Origin of the sequence: Paracoccus versutus, from assembly GCF_029909795.1 — a bacterium.
In the GTDB taxonomy this organism is placed as follows: Bacteria; Pseudomonadota; Alphaproteobacteria; order Rhodobacterales; family Rhodobacteraceae; genus Paracoccus; species Paracoccus versutus.
The window spans coordinates 349,945-369,729 of record NZ_CP038196.1 but is presented as its reverse complement, the minus strand read 5'-3'; the positions used below and the strand labels follow the sequence as shown (position 1 = coordinate 369,729).

General features: G+C 62.6%; 20 protein-coding genes. 11 read left to right on the top strand and 9 right to left on the bottom strand.

Annotated features, from left to right (window positions below):
• Positions 1–260: 260 nt before the first annotated feature.
• The 4 genes from E3U25_RS01745 to E3U25_RS01730 form a co-directional block, all read right to left on the bottom strand.
• Positions 261–554: a hypothetical protein gene (locus tag E3U25_RS01745; RefSeq protein ID WP_116221606.1), complete on the bottom strand. Its 294-nt coding sequence runs from the start codon at positions 552–554 to the stop codon at positions 261–263.
• Positions 555–595: 41 nt separating this feature from the next.
• Entirely contained in the window at positions 596–1,273 is a 678-nt protein-coding gene (locus E3U25_RS01740) for a DNA methyltransferase (RefSeq protein ID WP_116221605.1), read from the bottom strand.
• Between the two features lie 351 nt (positions 1,274–1,624).
• Positions 1,625–2,182, bottom strand: coding sequence for a P-loop nucleotide/nucleoside kinase family protein (locus E3U25_RS01735; RefSeq protein WP_208861570.1), 558 nt, complete (start codon positions 2,180–2,182; stop codon positions 1,625–1,627).
• A gap of 16 nt (positions 2,183–2,198) precedes the next feature.
• Positions 2,199–2,546: an SdpI family protein gene (locus E3U25_RS01730; protein ID WP_166435474.1), complete on the bottom strand. Its 348-nt coding sequence runs from the start codon at positions 2,544–2,546 to the stop codon at positions 2,199–2,201.
• A gap of 327 nt (positions 2,547–2,873) precedes the next feature.
• On the opposite strand from E3U25_RS01730, the gene E3U25_RS01725 reads away from it, so the two are divergent.
• The 4 genes from E3U25_RS01725 (at position 2,874) to E3U25_RS01710 (ending at position 6,064) form a co-directional block, all read left to right on the top strand.
• A complete protein-coding gene (locus tag E3U25_RS01725; RefSeq protein ID WP_116221770.1) occupies positions 2,874–3,500 on the top strand; it encodes a LysE family translocator in 627 nt (208 codons plus the stop codon).
• A 178-nt stretch (positions 3,501–3,678) separates the two neighbouring features.
• The gene (locus E3U25_RS01720; RefSeq protein WP_116221603.1) at positions 3,679–4,560 is read left to right on the top strand and encodes a DUF3626 domain-containing protein; all 882 of its coding nucleotides are present in this window, start codon (positions 3,679–3,681) and stop codon (positions 4,558–4,560) included.
• 66 nt (positions 4,561–4,626) lie between these two features.
• Positions 4,627–5,408 (top strand): IS5-like element ISPbe2 family transposase gene (locus E3U25_RS01715; protein ID WP_116220537.1). Its coding sequence is split into 2 segments (ribosomal slippage): positions 4,627–4,957 and positions 4,957–5,408, totalling 783 coding nucleotides; the frame shifts between segments, so codons are not numbered across the junction.
• 353 nt (positions 5,409–5,761) lie between these two features.
• A complete protein-coding gene (locus E3U25_RS01710) occupies positions 5,762–6,064 on the top strand; it encodes a DNA -binding domain-containing protein (protein WP_116221602.1) in 303 nt (100 codons plus the stop codon).
• A gap of 69 nt (positions 6,065–6,133) precedes the next feature.
• Here the strand turns inward: E3U25_RS01710 and E3U25_RS01705 are convergent, their stop codons facing one another.
• Both E3U25_RS01705 and E3U25_RS01700 read right to left on the bottom strand, forming a co-directional pair.
• A complete protein-coding gene (locus E3U25_RS01705; protein WP_244295082.1) occupies positions 6,134–6,892 on the bottom strand; it encodes an abortive infection family protein in 759 nt (252 codons plus the stop codon).
• 70 nt (positions 6,893–6,962) lie between these two features.
• Positions 6,963–7,193 (bottom strand): DUF6429 family protein, encoded by a 231-nt coding sequence (locus E3U25_RS01700; protein ID WP_116221600.1) that lies wholly within the window; start codon positions 7,191–7,193, stop codon positions 6,963–6,965.
• Between the two features lie 148 nt (positions 7,194–7,341).
• Here E3U25_RS01700 and E3U25_RS01695 point away from each other — a divergent pair, with 148 nt between their 5' ends.
• The 7 genes from E3U25_RS01695 to E3U25_RS01665 all read left to right on the top strand — a co-directional run bounded on the left by E3U25_RS01695 (position 7,342) and on the right by E3U25_RS01665 (position 13,448).
• Positions 7,342–7,539, top strand: coding sequence for a hypothetical protein (locus E3U25_RS01695; RefSeq protein WP_116221599.1), 198 nt, complete (start codon positions 7,342–7,344; stop codon positions 7,537–7,539).
• 66 nt (positions 7,540–7,605) lie between these two features.
• Positions 7,606–7,860 carry a type II toxin-antitoxin system prevent-host-death family antitoxin gene (locus E3U25_RS01690; RefSeq protein ID WP_036703366.1) on the top strand — a complete coding sequence of 85 codons (255 nt, stop codon included), beginning with the start codon at positions 7,606–7,608 and terminating at the stop codon, positions 7,858–7,860.
• A gap of 10 nt (positions 7,861–7,870) precedes the next feature.
• Positions 7,871–8,296: a hypothetical protein gene (locus E3U25_RS01685; RefSeq protein ID WP_116221598.1), complete on the top strand. Its 426-nt coding sequence runs from the start codon at positions 7,871–7,873 to the stop codon at positions 8,294–8,296.
• Positions 8,297–8,322: 26 nt separating this feature from the next.
• Positions 8,323–10,056, top strand: a complete 1,734-nt coding sequence (locus tag E3U25_RS01680) for a recombinase family protein (RefSeq protein ID WP_116221597.1) — start codon at positions 8,323–8,325, stop codon at positions 10,054–10,056.
• 351 nt (positions 10,057–10,407) lie between these two features.
• The gene (istA, locus tag E3U25_RS01675) at positions 10,408–11,904 is read left to right on the top strand and encodes an IS21-like element ISPve1 family transposase (protein ID WP_116220988.1); all 1,497 of its coding nucleotides are present in this window, start codon (positions 10,408–10,410) and stop codon (positions 11,902–11,904) included.
• Complete coding sequence (gene istB / locus E3U25_RS01670) at positions 11,901–12,656, top strand: IS21-like element ISPve1 family helper ATPase IstB (protein WP_116220987.1); 756 nt, start codon at positions 11,901–11,903, stop codon at positions 12,654–12,656. Before istA ends, istB begins: the two co-directional genes overlap by 4 nt.
• Positions 12,657–12,992: 336 nt before the next feature.
• Positions 12,993–13,448, top strand: a complete 456-nt coding sequence (locus tag E3U25_RS01665) for a DIP1984 family protein (RefSeq protein WP_116221769.1) — start codon at positions 12,993–12,995, stop codon at positions 13,446–13,448.
• Between the two features lie 404 nt (positions 13,449–13,852).
• On the opposite strand, the gene E3U25_RS01660 is transcribed toward E3U25_RS01665, so the two are convergent.
• The 3 genes from E3U25_RS01660 to E3U25_RS01650 are packed head-to-tail and all read right to left on the bottom strand — an operon-like array spanning position 13,853 to position 19,767.
• Complete coding sequence (locus E3U25_RS01660) at positions 13,853–16,015, bottom strand: DEAD/DEAH box helicase (protein ID WP_116221596.1); 2,163 nt, start codon at positions 16,013–16,015, stop codon at positions 13,853–13,855.
• 12 nt (positions 16,016–16,027) lie between these two features.
• Entirely contained in the window at positions 16,028–17,332 is a 1,305-nt protein-coding gene (locus tag E3U25_RS01655) for an ATP-binding protein (protein WP_116221595.1), read from the bottom strand.
• The gene (locus E3U25_RS01650) at positions 17,332–19,767 is read right to left on the bottom strand and encodes a tellurite resistance TerB family protein (protein ID WP_166435473.1); all 2,436 of its coding nucleotides are present in this window, start codon (positions 19,765–19,767) and stop codon (positions 17,332–17,334) included. The genes E3U25_RS01655 and E3U25_RS01650 overlap by 1 nt, the downstream gene beginning before the upstream one ends.
• Between the last annotated feature and the right edge of the window lie 18 nt (positions 19,768–19,785).

Genomic DNA, 19,785 nt, shown 5'->3' with positions numbered 1-19,785 from the left:
AGTGACCGAGGTAGCTAATCTTTCCAGATAACCGGATCGTATAACTAATGAACGCATTGGATGTGCGCCCTCAAAGCCCCGTTCGCTTCGACTCGCGAGCCGGCGGCGCCGGCGAGTGCAATTTCCGACGCGGCCAGTGGGACACGCAGCAACAGCAGATCGGTCCAGCTGATCTGGTAGACGCTATCCATTGTTTTCGGCAGAGTACGGAGCCAAGCAAAGGCTCCGGAACTCCTTCAACTCCCGCCTTAGCGTTCGGCTTATGGCTGCTTAAGCAAGCGCCAGGGTTCTTTGCTTCCAGCGCGGCGATAATAGAGGCGACGACAACGGAACGTATTCCAAGTTGCGATAAGCGGCTCAAAGCCATGCCACCAATCCGCTTCAATGTCGCCGCAACGGCCCTCGAACACCACATTTTCTTTGGCGTCGCAAAGCCAGAACTCCATCGGCAGAGCGTCGCCCTGTTCCGGCGTGCCGCGGGCGGGAACGCCGTCCGCGTCCTCTCCCATGCCAAGGCAGTCTCCCCAGTAGTCGGCGGTCACGATCCAGCGCATTGCAACATCCTCTCTCGGTTCGTTGGGAAGCTAGGGGCGGCTCATGCCGCCGCCCTTCCGTTCTGCTGCTGCATCCATGCAAGCCGTCTACTGGCCGTCTGGTGGTGCCGGCTGTCCAGTTCGATGCCGATCCAGTCACGGCCGAGTTGCTGCGCCGCCGCCAGTGTGGAGCCGCTGCCGCTGAACGGGTCCAGCACGAGGTCGCCGGGCTTCGTGAAAGCCTCGATCAACGGGCGCAACGCCTCGACCGGCTTTTGCGTCGGATGCAGCTTGTTGCCCGCATATGGGAAGTCGATCACGTCCGGGATGGGATTTTCGGGCAGAAGAACATTGCCCTTCGCCAGCAAGTAAGCCTGTTCGTGCTGGTAGCGCAGAAACTTCGCCGAGGACGCATAACGCTTGCGGAAAACGATATGCCCGACGACGCGGAAGCCTGCCGCCTTCCATGCGTCCATGAACAAATCGACCTTGTTCCAGCCGTAGAAGCTGATGCAGAAACCGCCGTCCTTCAAGACGCGGTGCATCTGGTTGAAGGCGGGGCGAAGCCAGCGGGCGTTGTCGTCGTTCGCAACCTTCCTGCCGCTGCGGTCCCGATAGTTCACCAGATAGGGCGGATCGGTCAGGATGAAATCAACCGCTCCCCTGTTGAAAGAGCGCATCGCCTGGATGCAATCGGCCTTGAAAATCACGTTGCGGGGGGTGTTGGCGGTTCCGGTCATCGTCTTTCTTCCTTCGGGGTTGGGGGTTCAGAGAAGCGAAGCGCCGCTCCTGAACCCTTGCCCGTCGGCGAGACCGGGGTAGCAAGGTGCAAGGTAAGTCTCTGGCACCGTGGAATAAATGGAGGGGACCCGCTTGCGGGGAGCGGGCCGTTTATGCCGCGAAAGGCCGGAGAGTTTCCTTGTGCCGCGCGAGGGCAGCGCCCTTAGTAATCTGGCCCGACGCGTGGCCAACCGTTCGCACCGGACTGGCCAAACCTGGAGATGTGGTCGATATCAACGGAATATGCTTCAGTGGAGTTGACGAGCGAAAAGAGACGACCTGACTTGCCCACAAGAGTCTTTGACAATGGATTATTCTACGGTCCACGCATCTTGACCGGAGGGAGGCTCAAAACCTTGGATGTAGCGCTGTAGGAGATCGTCTGTAATTGGAAAGGCCGCATTAGCATCGCGACGGGAAGCTCTATTAATTAATCGCTCCCGCAGCACATTCTCTGGAACTTTCAGAAATACGATTTGGCAATGGTGATCACTGCGATGCACGAGCTCGCGGTAGTCGGCTCGTGTTTGGGATTTCCAGAAACTGAAGTCGATCACCGCCTTTGTCCCCGTCCGCAGCATTTCAACGAGTTGCTCGCGCAGTATCTTCTCTGCCGAAGACTGCAAGATGGGATATTCATCCTCAGGATAGTCGACACCAAAGCGACCGTAGGTGCGCCAAATTTCCTCATCTATAGATAGCCGTCGGCAGCCCATGCCCTCTAATGCTTGGGCGAAGGTTGTCTTCCCTGATCCTGCTATCCCGCACATCATGAAGACGATGCGAGGGTGAGTACGCAGGAGCGAGGACGCGCGATCAAGTGCTTGCTGAAAGCAAAAGACTTCCCCGTCTTCAGCGGCGCTGATCAACGTACCACTCCAAGCGTCACGAGGCGATTATGCCTGCAACAGCCATCGCTCCCGCAACGACGACAGTTGCAGATACTGTCATGAGCATCTTCATGTTGTCCGGTATGGACGCGGATCTATGAATAGCGGCGTTCGCACCCGCCGCAAACAAGCCCAAAACAACTGCGACCAGGCCAGCCCAGAAATTTGCCTTGTACCAAACTGATGCCGAGGCCAAGGTGGTTTCCGTGCGCACCCCGTAAAACGGGTTCGGCGGGACCATCTTGAGCACGAGGGGCATTCCTACCACCGCAAAAAGCAGTGGAATAAAGCGAACCCAGGCAACCTGTTTGTATCCGCGCACATTCTCCTCCGAAGTCTTCACAGCGAATATCCACTGGACCATGTCGCTGACTTTGCAACTGATCCGACCACGTCCTACTGGTGAGGTAACATCGACAGAGTCGGCGTCGCGGAAGAACCCAGCTACATAGCACTGGAAACGGCTGTGGCGATGGCTATGCTGACCTCACCAGTCCACTCACTATGGCATCTTACCGCAGAAGCCCAGGCACGAAAATCAAGGTGACATGGGCAGCTTGGCATTGCTCCAGAGAAGAGCATCGTGGCACTTGCCGAACATAACACCAAAACGCGGTTGCGTACCAAAAGCAAATGATGCTTGATGGTGCTGAGCTCAGGAGACTACAGTATGATCGATCCCGCGACGCTGCTTACATATTGCGCAATTGTTCTTGGCTTCGTCTTCATTCCGGGGCCGGCGACGCTTCTCACTCTTGCACGAGCATCGACCTCAGGCACTAAAGTCGGCATAGCGACCGGAGCCGGAATAACGGCCGGCGACATCATTCACACTGTCTTTGCAGTCGTAGGGATTTCCGCGATCATTGCGGCCTCAGCGACCTTGTTCAGCATAATCAAGTATGCGGGCGCGGCCTATCTCTTCTACCTCGGCATCAAGGCGATCCTGGACAAAACGCCAACGATGCCGGGGCAGGATCAAATCCGCCTTTCCGCTTCCCAAGCATTCCGCCAAGGCATTCTTGCCGAAGTCCTCAACCCTAAAACCGCACTGTTCTTCCTGGCATTCCTACCACAGTTCGTCCACCCCGAAAACGGTGCGGTCTTCATGCAGCTAATGATCTTGGGAGTGCTTTTCGCTGTTCTCGGCTTCGTGAGCACGATTGTTTTCGCAATTGGCGCCGGTAGTCTCGGTGCCTTCGTTCGCCGTCATCCGGTCGTCCTGAAATGGCAGAGCAAGGTGGTCGGGGGAATCTACTGTGGCCTTAGCGTTCGCTTGGCCCTTCAGCAACGATAGTCACCCTCTGGCTCGGACGGCATCGGCCGTAGGATGCTCATCAGCAGCACTGCGTGTGCGGACCAGAGTGAGCGTAATCAGGTAAGCGCATCGATTGCCTCAACATCCCCGAAGCCACTTTTGATGAAAGGTTTGGAAACCGCCACAGGGGTTCTGGGGATTTGGGTTGGCCGTGATTATGAAGACCGCTTATTCGGGAAGTTCAGTTGGTTCCGAGATAACTAGCCCGGTCGGACGAGCTCTGGCGCATCTACGTCAAAAAAGTCCGCATGGCGCAGAAGACGTATCCTACCCAATCACGTTAAACTTCCACCCTGATGTCACCGTCAGCGGCGCTTTGGTTATTGATCTCATCGCGCGGCACGGAACCTATCGATCACAATTCGAGACTGGTACCAGCAGTGGTGGTCTCACAGCCTATGAAGGCGGAGACCGCTGGAGTTGGGAAAGCCGGGTGTTCGGCGGCGCCTATGATAACGCTCACCCGTCGCTGCGCCCAAAGTATGGGGCCTTGAACTATCGCCATGACCCCGCCGGCGGGTCTCGCCGGTTTGGCTCATGCCATATTCGTCTAGCCTCGCACGTCCGCTCGCGAACCTCATTCTGCTATCCAGACAGTTATTGGGAGCCTCACCACTATGCCGTCGATGACGTTCGTCCGCTCATCGTTCTCGCAGAGGAAAACGCATTAGACCTCGACCCATTTCTCGACAACTATATCGAGGCGCATGTCCATGGCGCGCTCAGTGTGCCGGAGGACGTCGAGGCCGTCGTTCTTGACCCATCCTTCAAGGGCACCCGCATCGGAACAGCAGCAGCCTCGCTCGGGTGCGCGGTAGAGTGGCACGGCGGCTTTCGACTTTCTTTGAATTGCCTGGCCAACTGCGAAACATTCCGAGGTGCTGCTGTGGCCGATGCAATTACCCAAATCGCTGAGTGCGGCGTAGTGACACCAGTTGCAATATGGCGCGCTCGAAGTCATCTGCTCGATTATCAAATGGCGAAGTGGGTTTGGCATTGCGTTGCACGATATGGGGGCAATTCTCTCGTGGCGACCTAGGCCGTGTTGACAAAAGGGGTTCTCTTGAGCTGCGCCCTGTGATTCAAACTCATCTCCACGTGGGAGGTGAGCTTGGCGCGCAATTTGATATCCGACGACGAGTGGGCCTTCTTCGAGGGCTTCATTCGCGCCGTCAGACGCCCGAATGGGCGGAAGCCTGCGGATCATCGTATTGTTCTGGATGGTATTTTCTGGATCGCAAGGACTGGTGCGCCATGGCGTGACCTGCCCGAAGAGTTCGGAAAGTGGTCGTCTGTCTACCGCCAGTTCCGCCGCTGGACCCTTGCGGGGCTGTGGGAGGATATCCTGGATGCGTTGAACCACGCGGGTATTGCGCCGGACAAGCTGCAGATGGTCGACAGTACTGTGATCCGCGCCCATCATCATGCGGCGGGCGCAAAAGGGGGACTCCAAAAGAGGCTCTTGGCCGTTCGAGAGGTGGGTTCTCGACCAAGATCCACCTCCGCGTTAACGGCGCAGGTCTCCCGATGAGGACCGAGATCACGCCGGGGCAGGATTCCGACTACACCGGCTATGATCTGGTGATGGCCGACAATCTGCCGCAGCCAGCCGTTCTGGTCGCGGACAGGGGCTATGACTCTGACAAAATTCGAGAAGACATCGAGAGCCGCAATGCTCTGCCGATGATACCGATGCGAAAGAACCGCAAGGTGCGCAAGGCTGTAGACCTGACGATCTACACGCTGCGCAACATGGTCGAGCGTTGCTTCAACAAGCTGAAGAACAGCCGTCGGCTTGCAACCCGCTACGACAAAACCGCCGAAAGCTTTCTCGGCTTCATCGACGTCGCCTGCATCAGGCTATGGATCCGCCATTTGTCAACATGACCTAAGGCGGCGCCCCAAGATCGGCCCAGTGCGGCTGTTCCTGTATGATCGGTATGGCGCGGCTCGTCCCCAGAAACCGCGGGACATTTCACGTTTGACCCGCTAGATTGGACCCCAGAGCAGACGCGCTGCTCTGGGGCGTCGAAACCCCTACCAGTGGCTGGTGCTGGCCAGGATGGCACCACACTCCTTGACCTTATGGTCGGGGAGCCCGTGGCGCATGTCCAGGGCTACCCGCCTAAAGGCCACGGGGCCGTCTGGTACGGTTTCGAACTCCCCGATCACCAGGGTGACAAGGATGGTTTGCGGGGGCGCACCGCGGACACCATCCCGAGAAGTAGGGAGACGAACCGATGCGTGTCCAGCCGGAACTGGACCCCAATGTCGATGATGAAGCCCCGACCGGCCCCGACATTACAACCTACGACGAAGAGCATTTCGTGACTTATCTGCGCCTGCTCGACGCAGACAAGGAAGGCGCCGACTGGACCGAGGTTGCGCGGATCGTCCTGCACCGTGATCCCGCCGCCGATCCGGCGCGCACGCGGCGCTGCTGGGAAAGCCATCTCGCCCGCGCCCGATGGATGACGAAGATCGGCTATCGGCGGATTCTGGAACAGGCCGTCGAGGAACAGATTCGGCTCAACCGACATTGAATCGACACGAGGCCATTGTGGCATTGGCCGCTTCCAAATTGACCCGTGCGGCAGAACTGCGAGCGACGACTACCGCCCCTGCCGCTCCAAGAACGTTTCGACCAGAAAAGTCGCTATCGCTCCCGCCGTATTGACCGCCAGGCTTGCATGACGCGGCGATGGCCTAACCGGCAATTTCCCCCCGCGCCCATGAGAATCGGACAACCGATTTCTTAGCGTTCCAATGCCGTTCACGAGATTCATAGCCCCGCCCAGGATCGCTTTGATCGGCTCCTCGGTATGCTGGTTGGGCGCAAGGTTCAGAATCCTTGCCGCGCTGGCGTATAGTTTCGGCAGATCGTCCTTGTCGGAATATGCTTCTCCCGACTTGTCGAGGATTCGCTTTGTCACGGTTTCGAGCAAGGTTCTGGCGACCGTGATCGCTCCCTCGGGGTCGGTATTGCGGCGGGTTATAGCCTTCGTCCAAACGGCGTGAACGCCATCAACATCAAATGTTTCCAACGCATCCGACGCCACCTTATCGCCGGGAGCTGCGTTGCGCCCCTCAAGATGATCCATCAAAGGCGTGAATGCACCGCTTATGATCTGGCGGCGTTCGGCGTAGGTCCCAGCCTCGTGCTTGATGAACGGCCAGAAGGCATTGAGGTTGCGATAGGTGCGCACGAATTGCGGGAGCAAATCCCGAATGGTCGGGTCCGCCATGAACTCACGACGCAGGTGCTCATAAATATGATTGTCTGGAGAGCCTCCGGTCGCGGCTGCGATAAGGATGCCCTCCATCATGGCGATCTGCTCTATCGTCGAGGTGGGAATTTCACTCAAATCCATCATCTACTTCCAACGGCTGAGGCCGTTCACTTGATTTGTTCGCTTCCATTGGGGCACACGATCAGAGGGTTCAACTTCGGACCATGAACATCTCACGGAAGAGCTGTTCCGATCTGGCGATTCCCTTGTCGGTAAGCCAGACGGATTTTGCCTTGTTGACGGGATCGCCAATAAAGCCCTTCTCGTGCAGCCGGCTCATCGCGCTCCAGTCGAATCCCTTCCAGGCGCGGCCTTCTCGGTCGAGCGTCAGGTAGAGCAGCGCAAGAATCGCATCGTCGATCTTGTTCTTGTCGATCTCCATTGCGCGATGTCCTTTCGATTACGGACCAACCCTATTTTACTCTACAGTATCCCATATGCCACACGGCTGCGATGCCGGGCTTTCCTTTCAGGTGCGAGCGGTTCTTCGATGGTCCCTGCCCCTTCCGGGCAAGGGAATTTCGGAGACGATGGCGCCCAAACGCGACAGGATCAGCATCGAGGTCATAGGGCCGGAAGCGGGCCGGAACGATCCTGCGCGCGCCGATGCAGCCATCCGGTCCCTCGCCCGGCTGATCGGCCGCCAGATCGCCCGCGAGCAGTTCGAGCGCAAGATCGCGCTGGAACGCAAGGCGCAGAAGAAGCGCCCGGCAGGCGAGGATGCGTAACTCCATCCTTGCAATAACACGAATTACACGTATAATTCGGGCATCCCAATCGAAAGGATGCCTGCCATGCCGACAGTCGGTTCCCTCGAATTCCAGCGCAAGTTCGGCGAGTTCCAGCATCAGGCGCAGCGCGAGCCGGTGGAGATCACCCGGCACGGCCGCCGCGAGTTCGTGCTGATGACCGCCGATCACTACGACTGGCTCCGCGCAGCCGCGCAGCGGACACATCGCACGGCGGACGCCGCCGATGTGGTGATCGACGCCGTGGAGCGGGCCGAGATGGACCCCGAACACGCCCATCTCGATGATCTGCTGAAGTAAGGCGGGCGACGTGGCGATCCCTGAACCCAAGCCCGGCCTCGTCCTGCGCTACGATTACCTCTGGACGCATGAGGCTGCCGCCGGCCAGGATCAGGGCAAGGACCGTCCGGCCTGCCTCGTCGCCGCGACAGATGCGCTTGTCCGCCCCCGCCATGTGGTGCTGCTGCCGATCACCCACACGCCGCCCTCCGGCGATACGGTCGGCATCGAGATCCCGGCGAAGGTCAAGCAGGCCATCGGCCTCGACGACGCGCCGAGCTGGGTGATCGTGTCGGAGCATAACATCGACGAATGGCCCAATGGCGGGCTGTCTCCGGTTCCCGGCAAGCGGAGCGAGTTCGCCTATGGTTTCATACCGCCGGGGCTGTTTGCGAAGATCAGGGCCAGCTTCCTCGAACTGGCCCGCGCGAAGAAGAGCGGCGCCGTGCGCCGCTGACCATGGAGTTTTGAAAGGACCGGCCGATGACCCGCGTTGCCCTCTATGCCCGCTTTTCTTCCGACAATCAGCGCGAGGCGTCGATTGACGACCAACTGCGCATCTGCCGCGAGCAAGCCAGGCGCGAGGGCTTGAAGGTCGTCGGCACCTATAAGGACGCAGGAATCTCGGGTTCGAGCATGATCCTGCGCCCCGGCATCCAGATGCTGTTGCAGGACGCGCAGGCGGGACAGTTCGACATGGTGCTGGCCGAGGCGCTGGATCGCATTTCGCGCGACCAGGCCGATGTGGCGACGCTGTTCAAGCATCTGAAGTTCGCCGGCGTTCCCATCGTCACGCTGGCCGAGGGCGAGATCAGCGAGCTTCATGTCGGCCTCAAGGGGACGATGAACGCGCTGTTCCTCAAAGACCTTGCCGCCAAGACGCATCGCGGCATCCGTGGCCGCGTCGAGGACGGTAAATCGGGCGGCGGGCTTTGCTATGGCTACAGGGTGGTCAAGCAACTCGACGCGCGCGGCGATCCGATCCGGGGCGACCGCGAGATCGACGAGGCCGAGGCCAATGTCGTGCGGCGCATCCTCCGCGATTATGCCGAAGGCATCAGCCCGCGCGTCATAGCAAAGACGCTGAACGAGGAAGGCGTGCCCGGCCCCGAAGGACGGCTCTGGAACGACACCACCATCCACGGCCATACGAAGCGCGGCACGGGCATCCTGAACAACGAACTCTATATCGGCCGCCTGATCTGGAACCGGCTGCGCTATCTGAAAGACCCGTCGACCGGAAAACGCGTCTCACGCCTCAACCCGGAATCGGAATGGATCGTCAAGGACGTTCCCGGCCTGCGGATCGTCGACGACGAACTCTGGCAGGCGGTGAAGGCGCGGCAGGCCGTGACCTCGGCCAAATACGCCAATGTCGCCGAAGGTGTCCGCGCTCATCACAAGCGCAACCGGCTGAACGGCACCCATCGGCCGAAGACCCTGCTGTCGGGTCTGATCTTCTGCGGCTGCTGTGGCGGCCCCTTCGCCATCCGAGGCTCCGACCGCTTTGCTTGCTCGACGCATGTGACCAAGGGCACCTGCTCCAACAATCGCACCATCCTGCGCGAAGACCTGGAGCGGCGCGTTCTCGCCGGCCTGAAAGAACGGATGATGGCGCCGGAAGTGGCTGCCGAGGCGATGCGCGCCTATGCCGAGGAAACGAACCGGCTGAACCGGGAACGCCGCTCGAACGGCGATTCCTGGAAGGCCGAACTGGTGAAGGTCGAGAAGCAGATCAGGGGCATCATCGAGGCGATCAAGGAAGGCATGTTCCATCCGAGCATGAAAGGTGAGATGGATGCGCTGGAAGCGCGCAAGGCCGAACTGACCGAGCAACTTGCCGACATTCCCGAGGATGCGCCGGACCTGCTGCCGAGCGCCTCGGCGATCTACGCGAAGAAGGTCGCGGCGCTGACCGCCGCGCTCGCCAAGCCCGACGAACGGCCCCAGGCGGCAGCGGCTTTGCGGATGCTGATCGAGAAGATTGTGCTGACGCCCGGCCCGGAACGCGGCGAGATTTTCGCGACGCTGCACGGCGAACTGCGCACGATCCTCGAATGGACGGAGCGGCAAGCCGTTGGAAAGACTGCTAAAACGGCACAACCCGCCGTTGGAGCGACGGGTTTGTCGGTTTCGATGGTTGCGGGGGCGCGATTCCAGAAATACTTGCCTTTGCACCAAGGTGACTGGCAGCCGGCAGGATCCTTGGCCGCATGAGCATTACGGTTCGGGAATACCACCCTCCAAGATCGCACCCGAAACACCCCGACGACCGGATCCGCCATATAGCGACCGGCATCGGCACTATCCCCTGAATCGCCTCCGCTTGATCCAGTCGGCCCTTCCGTAGGTGACGGCATAAACGAGAACCTCCCTCGTGCCATCGTCGACCTTAAAGACCACTACACCCTTGCGCCCCGCCGGGATCGCGCGGAGGCCCGGCGCAATTGAGAATGGCGGTGCGAAATTAGTCCACGTTAGCGGCGGCATGGTGCTGCTGCGGGCGGCGTAAAAGTCGTCCACCTTTTCCCTTTCTGCGGCTGCAGGGAGGATGGGAGGATCTACAGCGTGGAACTCTATCTCAAGGTTCGTCAGGCCTGTGCTGCTGGTATGAGCCAGCGTCAGGCGGCGACGACATTCAACATATCGCGCGACACGGTCGCAAAGATGATGACGTTCTCGGTTCCTCCGGGCTACCGGCGGACGGCCGAGGTCAGGCGCCCGAAGCTCGATCCGTTCATCCCGATCATCGAGGGTTGGCTGGAGGCGGACCGGACCATGCCGCGCAAGCAGCGGCATACGGCGAAGCGTGTGTTTGACCGTCTGCGCGAAGAATGCGGTTTCACCGGCGGCTACACGATCATCAAGGATTATATCCGGGAACGTGAGCGGCGGGGCCAGGAGGTGTTCGTGCCGCTGGCGCATCCCCCAGGACACGCGCAGGCCGACTTCGGCGAGGCAATGGTTCGGATCGGAGGTGTCGAACAGAAGGCGCATTTCTTCGTGCTGGACTTGCCGCATAGCGACGCCTGCTACGTCCGTGCCTATCCGGCGGCGGTTGCCGAGGCCTGGGTGGACGGTCATGTCCATGCCTTTGCCTTTTTTGGGGCGGTTCCGCAGTCGATCGTCTACGACAATGACCGCTGCCTGGTGGCGAAGATCCTGCCGGATGGCACCCGCAAGCGGGCGGCGCTGTTCAGCGGGTTTCTGTCGCATTACCTGATCCGGGATCGCTATGGCCGCCCTGGCAAGGGGAACGACAAAGGCAATGTCGAAGGCCTGGTGGGCTATTGCCGCCGCAACTTCATGGTGCCGATGCCTGAGTTCGCCAGTTGGGAAGAATTCAACCTCTGGCTGGAGGAGCGCTGCAAGCGGCGTCAGCACGATGTCCTTCGCGGCGAGAGCGAAACGATCGGCGAGCGACTGCAGCGCGATCTCGCCGCGATGCGCCCGCTCCCGGCGGCGCCCTTTGATGCCTGCGATCAGGCGACCGGCCGCGTGTCGTCGCAATCGCTGGTGCGCTACAAGACCAACGATTACTCGGTGCCCGTCGCCTACGGCCATCAGGATGTCTGGATCCGGGGCTATATCCATGAGGTGGTGATCGGCTGCCGGGGCGAAGTGATCGCCCGCCATCCCCGGTGCTGGGATCGCGACGAGATCGTCTTCGACCCGCTCCATTACCTTCCGCTGATCGAGCAGAAGATCAATGCGTTGGATCAGGCGGCACCATTGCAGGACTGGGACCTGCCAGAGGAGTTCGCCACCCTGCGCCGGCTGATGGAGGCACGGATGAACCGGCACGGCCGACGCGAATATGTCCAGGTCCTGCGGCTTCTGGAAACCTTCGATCTGGCCGATCTGCATGCGGCCGTGAGGCAGGCGCTGCAGATGGGGGCGATCGGCTTCGATGCGGTGAAGCATCTCTTGTTGTGCCGGGTGGAGCGCCGGCCACCCCGGCTGGATCTGGACTGCTATCCCTACCTGCCCAGGGCAACGGTCGAGAAGACCGAGGCCCGCTCCTACATGCGGCTGCTGTCTGTCAATGCGGAGGGCGTGGCATGAGCGACGCCCCGGAAATCCTGCTTGCCCATCACCTCAAGGCGCTGAAACTGCCGACCTTCCTGCGAGAACACCAGAAACTGGCCCGGCAATGTGCGGCGGAAGGCGTGGACCATGTCCGATATCTCGCCCGGCTCGTCGAACTGGAACTGATCGACCGGGAACGGCGGATGGTCGAGCGGCGCATCAAGGCCGCCAGGTTCCCGGCCGTCAAAAGCCTGGACAGCTTCGACTTCACGGCCATCCCGAAGCTCAACAAGATGCAGGTGCTGGAACTGGCCCGGTGCGAATGGATCGAGCGGCGCGAGAACATTATTGCTCTCGGCCCCAGTGGCACGGGCAAGACGCACATCTCGCTCGGCCTTGGTCTGGCCGCCTGCCAGAAGGGCCTGTCCGTCGGCTTCACCACCGCCGCGGCCCTGGTCAGCGAGATGATGGAGGCCCGCGACGAGCGCCGCCTGCTGCGCTTCCAGAAGCAGATGGCAGGATACAAGCTGCTCATCATCGATGAACTCGGCTTCGTGCCGCTGTCGAAGACCGGCGCCGAGCTGCTGTTCGAACTGATCTCGCAACGCTACGAGCGCGGATCGACCCTGATCACCAGCAATCTGCCTTTTGACGAATGGACCGAGACATTCGGCTCCGAACGCCTCACCGGCGCGCTTCTCGACAGGCTGACCCACCACGTCAGCATTCTCGAAATGAATGGCCAGAGCTATCGTCTCGCCCAAAGCCGCGCCCGAAAGGCCGGCTGACCCCTTTCAAAAAATACCAACGGCACAAGCACGGAACTCTGGTCGGGCTACGCCCTCCCGACGTTCCGTGCTTGTGCCGCTAACTGGCAGACTTTTGCGCCGCCGCGTGGCCGGGTTTTACTCCGCCGTTGACAGGCGGTAAAGAAATGGGCCATGCGGGAACCTCTCGACTGGGGGGCACGACCAATATCGCGATATGGTGCCGGCCGTAAAAGCCCCCGGTTTCTGCGACACGTCCGAAAATGACGCATGAGGCGGCTAGAACCCAGCGGACATCGGACAGATCAACATCGGCGGAACATCCTGCCTGCAACGCCGAATAGGGGGAAGATGACCATGAAGCTCGCCGAAGCGCTGGTCCAGCGCAGCGATATGACAAAGCGCCTGGAGCAGTTGAAAGCCCGTTTGCTGCGCAATGCCAAGGTGCAGGAGGGCGATGAAGCCGCCGAGGATCCGGCCAGCCTTCTGGCCGAGCATGACCGGCTCGCGGCGGATCTGCAGCGCATGATCGCCCGGATCAACCGCACCAACAACCGGACGGCCTTCGACGGCGGTGTCCTGACCGATGCGCTGGCTGCCCGCGACGTGTTGCGGCTGCGACAAGGCGCCTATCGGGATCTTGCCGAAGAGGCCACGCTGACATGGATGGTCGGCACGCGCAGCGAGGTGCGCTGGCGTCCAATGATATCGGTGGCGCAGATACAAAAGACGGCCGATGCGCTGGCGAAGGAATTGCGTGATCTCGATTCTCGAATTCAGGAGGCGAACTGGCATACGGAATTGATGGACTGACGGTGTTTGGCCGGTATCCGGCGATCGGAAGCGAATACATCCCCACCGGCGGGCGAAGTCCGGAACCTGCAGCAGCGCCAGGGGCGGCGTGCCTACACAACTCATGCCCAGCACTGTGACAGGAGCAAGGTAAAAGTGACACCTGACAACCGCGTATTGATCCGATTGCAGGAGAGGGAGGGCAAGGGGGATTGTTCTGCGCCGAGCAGAATGATCATGGCCAAAATCGTCAAGGCGGCGAAAACGGTGGGCGAGAGAGGCACGGTTATCTGACAGGACCACCGGCCCCCGGCTGCCGGAAATGACGGGATGTGGCCACCGAATGGAGCGCCTGTCCAGTTCCAGGATTCCGTGGCCGAGAGACAGGGGCGCAGTCCCCCCCGCCGCGCCACGGCTGTCGGCCTTCAATCCGTCAGCTCTTTGCAAAGGCCTGCAAGCGCAGCCAGATCGACCCGCGAGGACGACGCGTCCTGCTCCAGCAGCCGTCGGGTCAGAAAGGGATGGAACTTCTCGAAGCACAAGGGCGGGTCATGGGCGAAGAGGTCCACGCTGGCGCCCCGGGCGATGCCGGTCAGGAAGGCGCGCAGATCGGGGGTGGCGTCGGTGGCCAGAACCTCCAGAACGCCGTCATAGGGGTGCACCCGGAAGCCCACGGATTGCAGCGCGAGCGCCAGCGTGGTCGAGGCGACCGTTCCCCGTCGCGTCATCAGCAGAAAAGCCATTGGCGAAAGTTCATGGATGCGCTCGCTGCCCAGCGCCGAATAGCTGCTTCGCGCCTGTTCCAGCAGCGCGACGGCAAGCGGTTCAAGATAGACCGGCACCGCGCGATCGCCAAGGATATGGAACATCCGCTGGATCACGCGGTCGTGGATCAGACCCGGGCTGCTATCGAAATCAGGTACAACGCCGGCCTTGGCCGGATCCACCACGATCACCCGCGCTTCGGCGTGAATCTCGCGCACCTGCCAGCGTCGACCCGAGAAGATCATCAACGAGCCCGGTGCAAGAATATTGTGCACGGGCAATGTGCCGAGTTTCTCGGCGCCGTTCTGCAGGCTGTATTCCTCGGGCGTCTGGAAAACGGCGTAAAAGCTGTAGTGCTCGACCAGCTTTTCGCCCCGGCGTCCCAAGAGCAGGATGCCGTTGCCGGCCTGCTCGATCAGGGCGGTGTCCGGGTGGCCGATGGCGCGCAGGACCTGCTGGAAAAGCGCGGCATCGACACTGCGGAACGGGCCTTCCCGGCAGAGCAGGCGGTGCAGACCCGCAGCCGTCGCGCCGCCGCGCTCGGCGATCACCGACAGGATCTGGTGGACCAGCGTCGACAGATGCAGCGCCTGGGGCGCCGGCGGTTCGCACCATCCTTCGATCAGCAGGTCGATCATCGCGACGGCACGCACCAGATCAAGCCGCAGCCGATCCGCCAGGTTGGCGTCCGGGCGCGGCCATGCCTCGATCACATATTGCCGCAGGATGGCCGGCTGACCGGCGCGACGTCCGGATCGGCCAAGGCGCTGCCTCAGCGAGGCGACGCTGAATGGTGCGCCGATCTGGGCCACGCAGGTCACGTCACCGATGTCGATCCCCAGTTCCAGCGTCGAGGTGCAGATCGCCGTGGTCGGCAGTCGCCCGTCCTTGAGCCGCCGCTCGACGAAATCGCGGTGCTCGCGCGACAGGCTGGCGTGATGGGCATGAAATTCCTGCGGCAATCCCGCCGCGTCGCACAGCTGGCGCAGCTTGTCGGCATAGATCTCGACCCGTTCGCGGCTGCCGGCAAACACCAGGTTGCTGCTGCCGCGAAGCTTTTGGAACAGGTGTCCGGCGACCAGATCGGCAGCCGCCGGCTCATCAGGATCGGGGCCGCCCGCGACATAGCCGCGAAGCTGCACACGCAATTCCGATCCGCCGCCGGTCGCGGCAACATGCCCGACCCCGCCCGGATCGTCCGGGCGCAGATAGGCGCGGGCCAGGCCGATGTCGCCCAGCGTGGCCGACAGGCCGATCCGACGCAAGGGGCGGCCCAGCCGGCTTTCGATGCGGTTCAGCAGCGACCGCATCTGCACCCCGCGCTCGCTGTCCAGCACGCTGTGCAGCTCGTCGATCACCACCGCCCGCAATGCGCCGAACAGTCCGGGGATTTCATTGCCACGCCGGATGAACAGCGCCTCGAGCGATTCCGGGGTGATCAGCAGGATGCCGCGCGGATTCTTCAACGCCCTCGTCTTGATGCCGCCCGCGATGTCGCCATGCCAGGGAACCACGGGCAGGCCGGTTTCGTGGCACATGCCGTCCAGGCGTCGGGCCTGATCGGTTATCAGCGCCTTCAGCGGGCCAAGATACAGCAGGTCGAACCCGGCACCCGCCTGCGGGTCGTCCAGCACCTGCGAGATCAGCGGCAGGAACGCGGCCTCGGTCTTGCCGCCGGCGGTCGAGGCCGTCACCACCAGATCCGCCGTCCCGTCCATGATCGCGCCTATGGCCTCGGCCTGCAATGGACGCAACCCGGTCCAGCCCTGCGCCCTGATCCACTTTTGCACCGGGCGCGACAGGCGATCGAAGGCCGGCGTCATGCCGCGCCGCGCCTAGAGCCGGAAGCTGGCAAGGTCGTCCTCGGGGGGTGTGCCACCCGTGCTTTCATCGACATCGGCCATGTCCTCCCCCGTGTCCTCGCGCAGGTCGAGTTGCGCGATCAGATCCGTCCAGACCAGCCCGGGGTTCTGCTCCAGAACCGCCAGCATATTGACGAAAGCCGTGACCGTGTTGCGTGGCGTACGGAAATAGGCCTCGCCGATGCGTTCCTGGCAATGGGCCATGAAGGCCTCCAGCGCCTCGTCTGGCAAGGTCTCGCCATCGCCCTGCATGACGGCGCGGACATTGCACAGCAGCACGAACAGGTCTTCCTGCGTCAGGTTCGTCAGGCGGATGACCGGGCCCGACAGATCGACCAGCCCCTCGCGCGCGAAGCTGTTGGCGGCGAGGCGCGACTGCAGGGCTTCGTAACTGTAAAGCCCGCGGCGGGTGTTCATCAGGAACTCCGGCGTTCCGCCCATCAGGAAGCCCAGGTGGCGGGCACTGCCCTGAAGCACATCGTTCAGGATGCGCAACACCTGTTCATAATTCGCATTCCGCGCCTGCGCCGAATTCAGTTTGAACAGGTTCACCATCTCGTCCCAGCCGACAAGCAGGCCCTTGTAACCGGCAGCAAGTACGAATTCCGACATCAGCTTGAGATGGTCGTAGACGCTGGCGTCATCGACGATGCCGCGCACGCCCAAGGCCTTGCGTGCATCGGTGCGCGTGGCAAATTCGCCGCGCAGCCAGCGCAGCGCCGCGGATTTCAGGTCCTCGTCGCCTGCCTCATGGCCCTCCCAGTAGCGGCGGATCACCTGCGCAAAGTCGAACCCGCCGGTCAGTTCCTCGAAATGGGCCAGCTTTTCGCGGATGACCGCGGTGGTGGACAGGTCGCGGTCGTCCGCCTCCTGATGGGCTTGCGAAACGAAGCGTTCGACGACGCTGGCCAGCGCCCCGCCATCGGGCTTCGTCCGCGTGGCCAGATTGCGCGCCATTTCCGCATAAAGGTTGCGCGCCTGGCCTGCGGTCGCATGCAGCCGCCGATCCGGGGCCAGGTCGGCAAACATGACGACCATGCCCTTTTCCAGGGCAACCAGCCGCGCAAGGTTCATGAAGAACGTCTTGCCCGAGCCGTAATCACCGATGATGAAACGGATCGACGCGCCGCCGCCGGCAATCCGGTCCATGTCGCGCAGGATCTCTTCGATCTCGCGGGCGCGGCCGACCTGGATATGCCGCAGGCCCAGCCGCGGCACCACCCCGGCGCGCAGGGCCTGGACAATGGCATCGCGTTCACGCGGTTTCAGCTTGGACATCACATTCCCTTCCCTGTCAGTTCCGCCTTGATCCGCCCGATCAGCGTGGTCGAGACCTCATAGCCGTCATATTCCTCGATCAGCGCCTCGTCATAGCAATTCCATGCCCATTCGTTCAGGGCCTCCAGCGCCCCGGCCGGCATCAGCCCGTGGCGCTGGACCAAGTCCGAGAACGCTGCCTCGGACCAGCGTTCCGATCCGATCAGGTCGCCAAGCAGGGCGGTAAGACGCAGGTCCAGTCCCGGCAAGGCTTGCGGCGCATCCGTTGCCGAAGGCTCGGGCGCTTCCGGCTCGGCGGCAAAAATCTGGCCCAGCACCGCCGAGGCGCGGGCGGTATCGGCGCGGATGGCCGCAATCCGTTCGGGGTCAAGGCCGCTGCTGCGGCGCGCGGACGGGATCGCCTCGGCGTCGGGTGCGGGGTCGGCATCGCGGACGCGCACCGGCTCGTCCGGGGTCCCGCCGGCATGGAGGTCGGAATAGACATGCGCCGGGTCCAGGCCCAGGGCGCGATAGATCCGCTCGACGCCCGCCACTTCGGCCGCGGCGACGGCGCCATCGGCATGGGTGACCGAGACGACGGCGCGGCGCAGGTTTTCCTCTTGTCCCGTGCCGACCTCCTTCATGCGGCCGCGCAACTGCACCATGTCCGGCGGCACCGCCAGGAACCAGTCCAGATTGGCCTTCAGCATGATGCGCTCGACCTCGGTCAGGCCCGCGATCTCGTCAAGCTGTGCCCGCAGCGCCCGCTCTTCGTCGGGCGAGACCTGTCCGTCCGCTTGTGCGACGACGCAGCCCAGCGCGATCTGCAACAGCCCGCTCCGGAATTCTTCGCCCACGTCCTCCAGCCGGGCCACCGGCCGCGGCAATTCGAACAGCACCACCGGCTCATCAAGCCGCGGCGCGCGCAGGGCAAAACGCGGATCCGGCGCCAGGCCGAAACCGATCCGCGCCAGCGCATCCGCCGCATCGGTCAGTTGCCGGCGCGCAAGCTTTGGTCCGACCTGCCCTTCGAGACGGGTCAGCAAGGCGCTGACAGGGACAAGACCATCGCCTGCGACGATCCCGCGCACCCAGTCGCGCAGCGCGTCGAGCTGATCGGAGGGAAAGGCCGACGCCAGCTCGATGGGCAGAAGGGCCTGGGCCTCCAACGACCCGCGTCCCTCGGGATTGCGGCCCAGATAACGGCTGAACTTGTCCAGGGCCTCGCAGGCCTCTTCCGCGATTTCCTGCGCGATCTCGATCGGCTTGTGCAGGCCGGTGATGTCGGGAACCGCGCGACCCGCGATCTTCGGAGCGAACTCGAAGTCGAATTCGCCCGAAGCGGCGCGGTAGGTCACGCTGAGCGCCTTGCGCGGCGCCCGCACCTGCAGTCCCTGCGGGAAGCGCCTGTCGAACAGGATCCGGAACAGGGCGTCGAACTCGGCCGCGCATCGCCGCGCCGGGGTGCGCAGGCTGCCTTCGGGATGGGCCTTCAACCACGCCAGCAGCCATCGGGCATCCAGCGGCTCGCCCGCGGCGATCCGCCGGCCCAGGGCAAAGCGCAGCGCAAGAGGCAGCTCCCAGCCGCCCTCGACCTCGGGCGGGGTCGTGCCGGCGTCATCCATCATGCAGCAGGCCAGTTGCAGGAATTCGCCCAGATAGCGCCGGGCGGAACCGCTGTCAGGGTAAAGCGCCATGAGCCGGGCAACCTCGGCCCGGATGACGTGGCGCTCATCCTCTGCCGGGTCGTCGCACAGGAACCGCCGCTCGAGTCCATAAAAATACAGGAACATGTAGCCGACATCATAGTCGGCACTCGCCCGCCCGCCTGCCAGCCAGTCGAGATAGGTTGCCCGGCTGCGCGGCGGGAGGGCGGCATAGGCCGGCCAATAGGGCAGATCCTCGCCGGCCTTGTCGCGCCCGCTGGCGCCTGCCGGCAGCGCAGGATCGATCCACGCCCGCGACCGCCCTGCCTGCCCAGAAGGCGCCCCGGCATAGATCATGCCGCCGATCGTCCGTCCCGCCACGACCACCTGGCCGCCCGGAGGCACCCACCCCCCTTTCGCCGGCTGTCCTGCCGAACCCCAAGGCGCGGCGGCCTGGCTTGCTGGCCGCGCATCGGCCGCCGAAGGCCGAGGCGCCTTGCCATCGGCCCGCGCCCCGCCGATCCATCGCAGGGCCGGTTCCCGCGCCCGAGCCTCCTCGAATTCCTCCAGCGTTTCGGGATCCCTTTGCGGCCCGGGCGGTGCCGCATCGGCCGCAGGCGCGGCGGGCGACGCGGCGGTCTCTGGCGCAGCCCGCCTACGCGTGCTGCGGCGGACCAACCAGGCGGGAACTCCGAAAAACAGCGCCAGCTGCAGCAGCACCGGCGCGTCCGGCATCGCCCAGGCCACGACCAAGACGGTCAGGAACATGAACACGAGATACAGGACAATGGCGCGGAGCACTCTCAGCATGGGCGTCTCCTCCTGGCT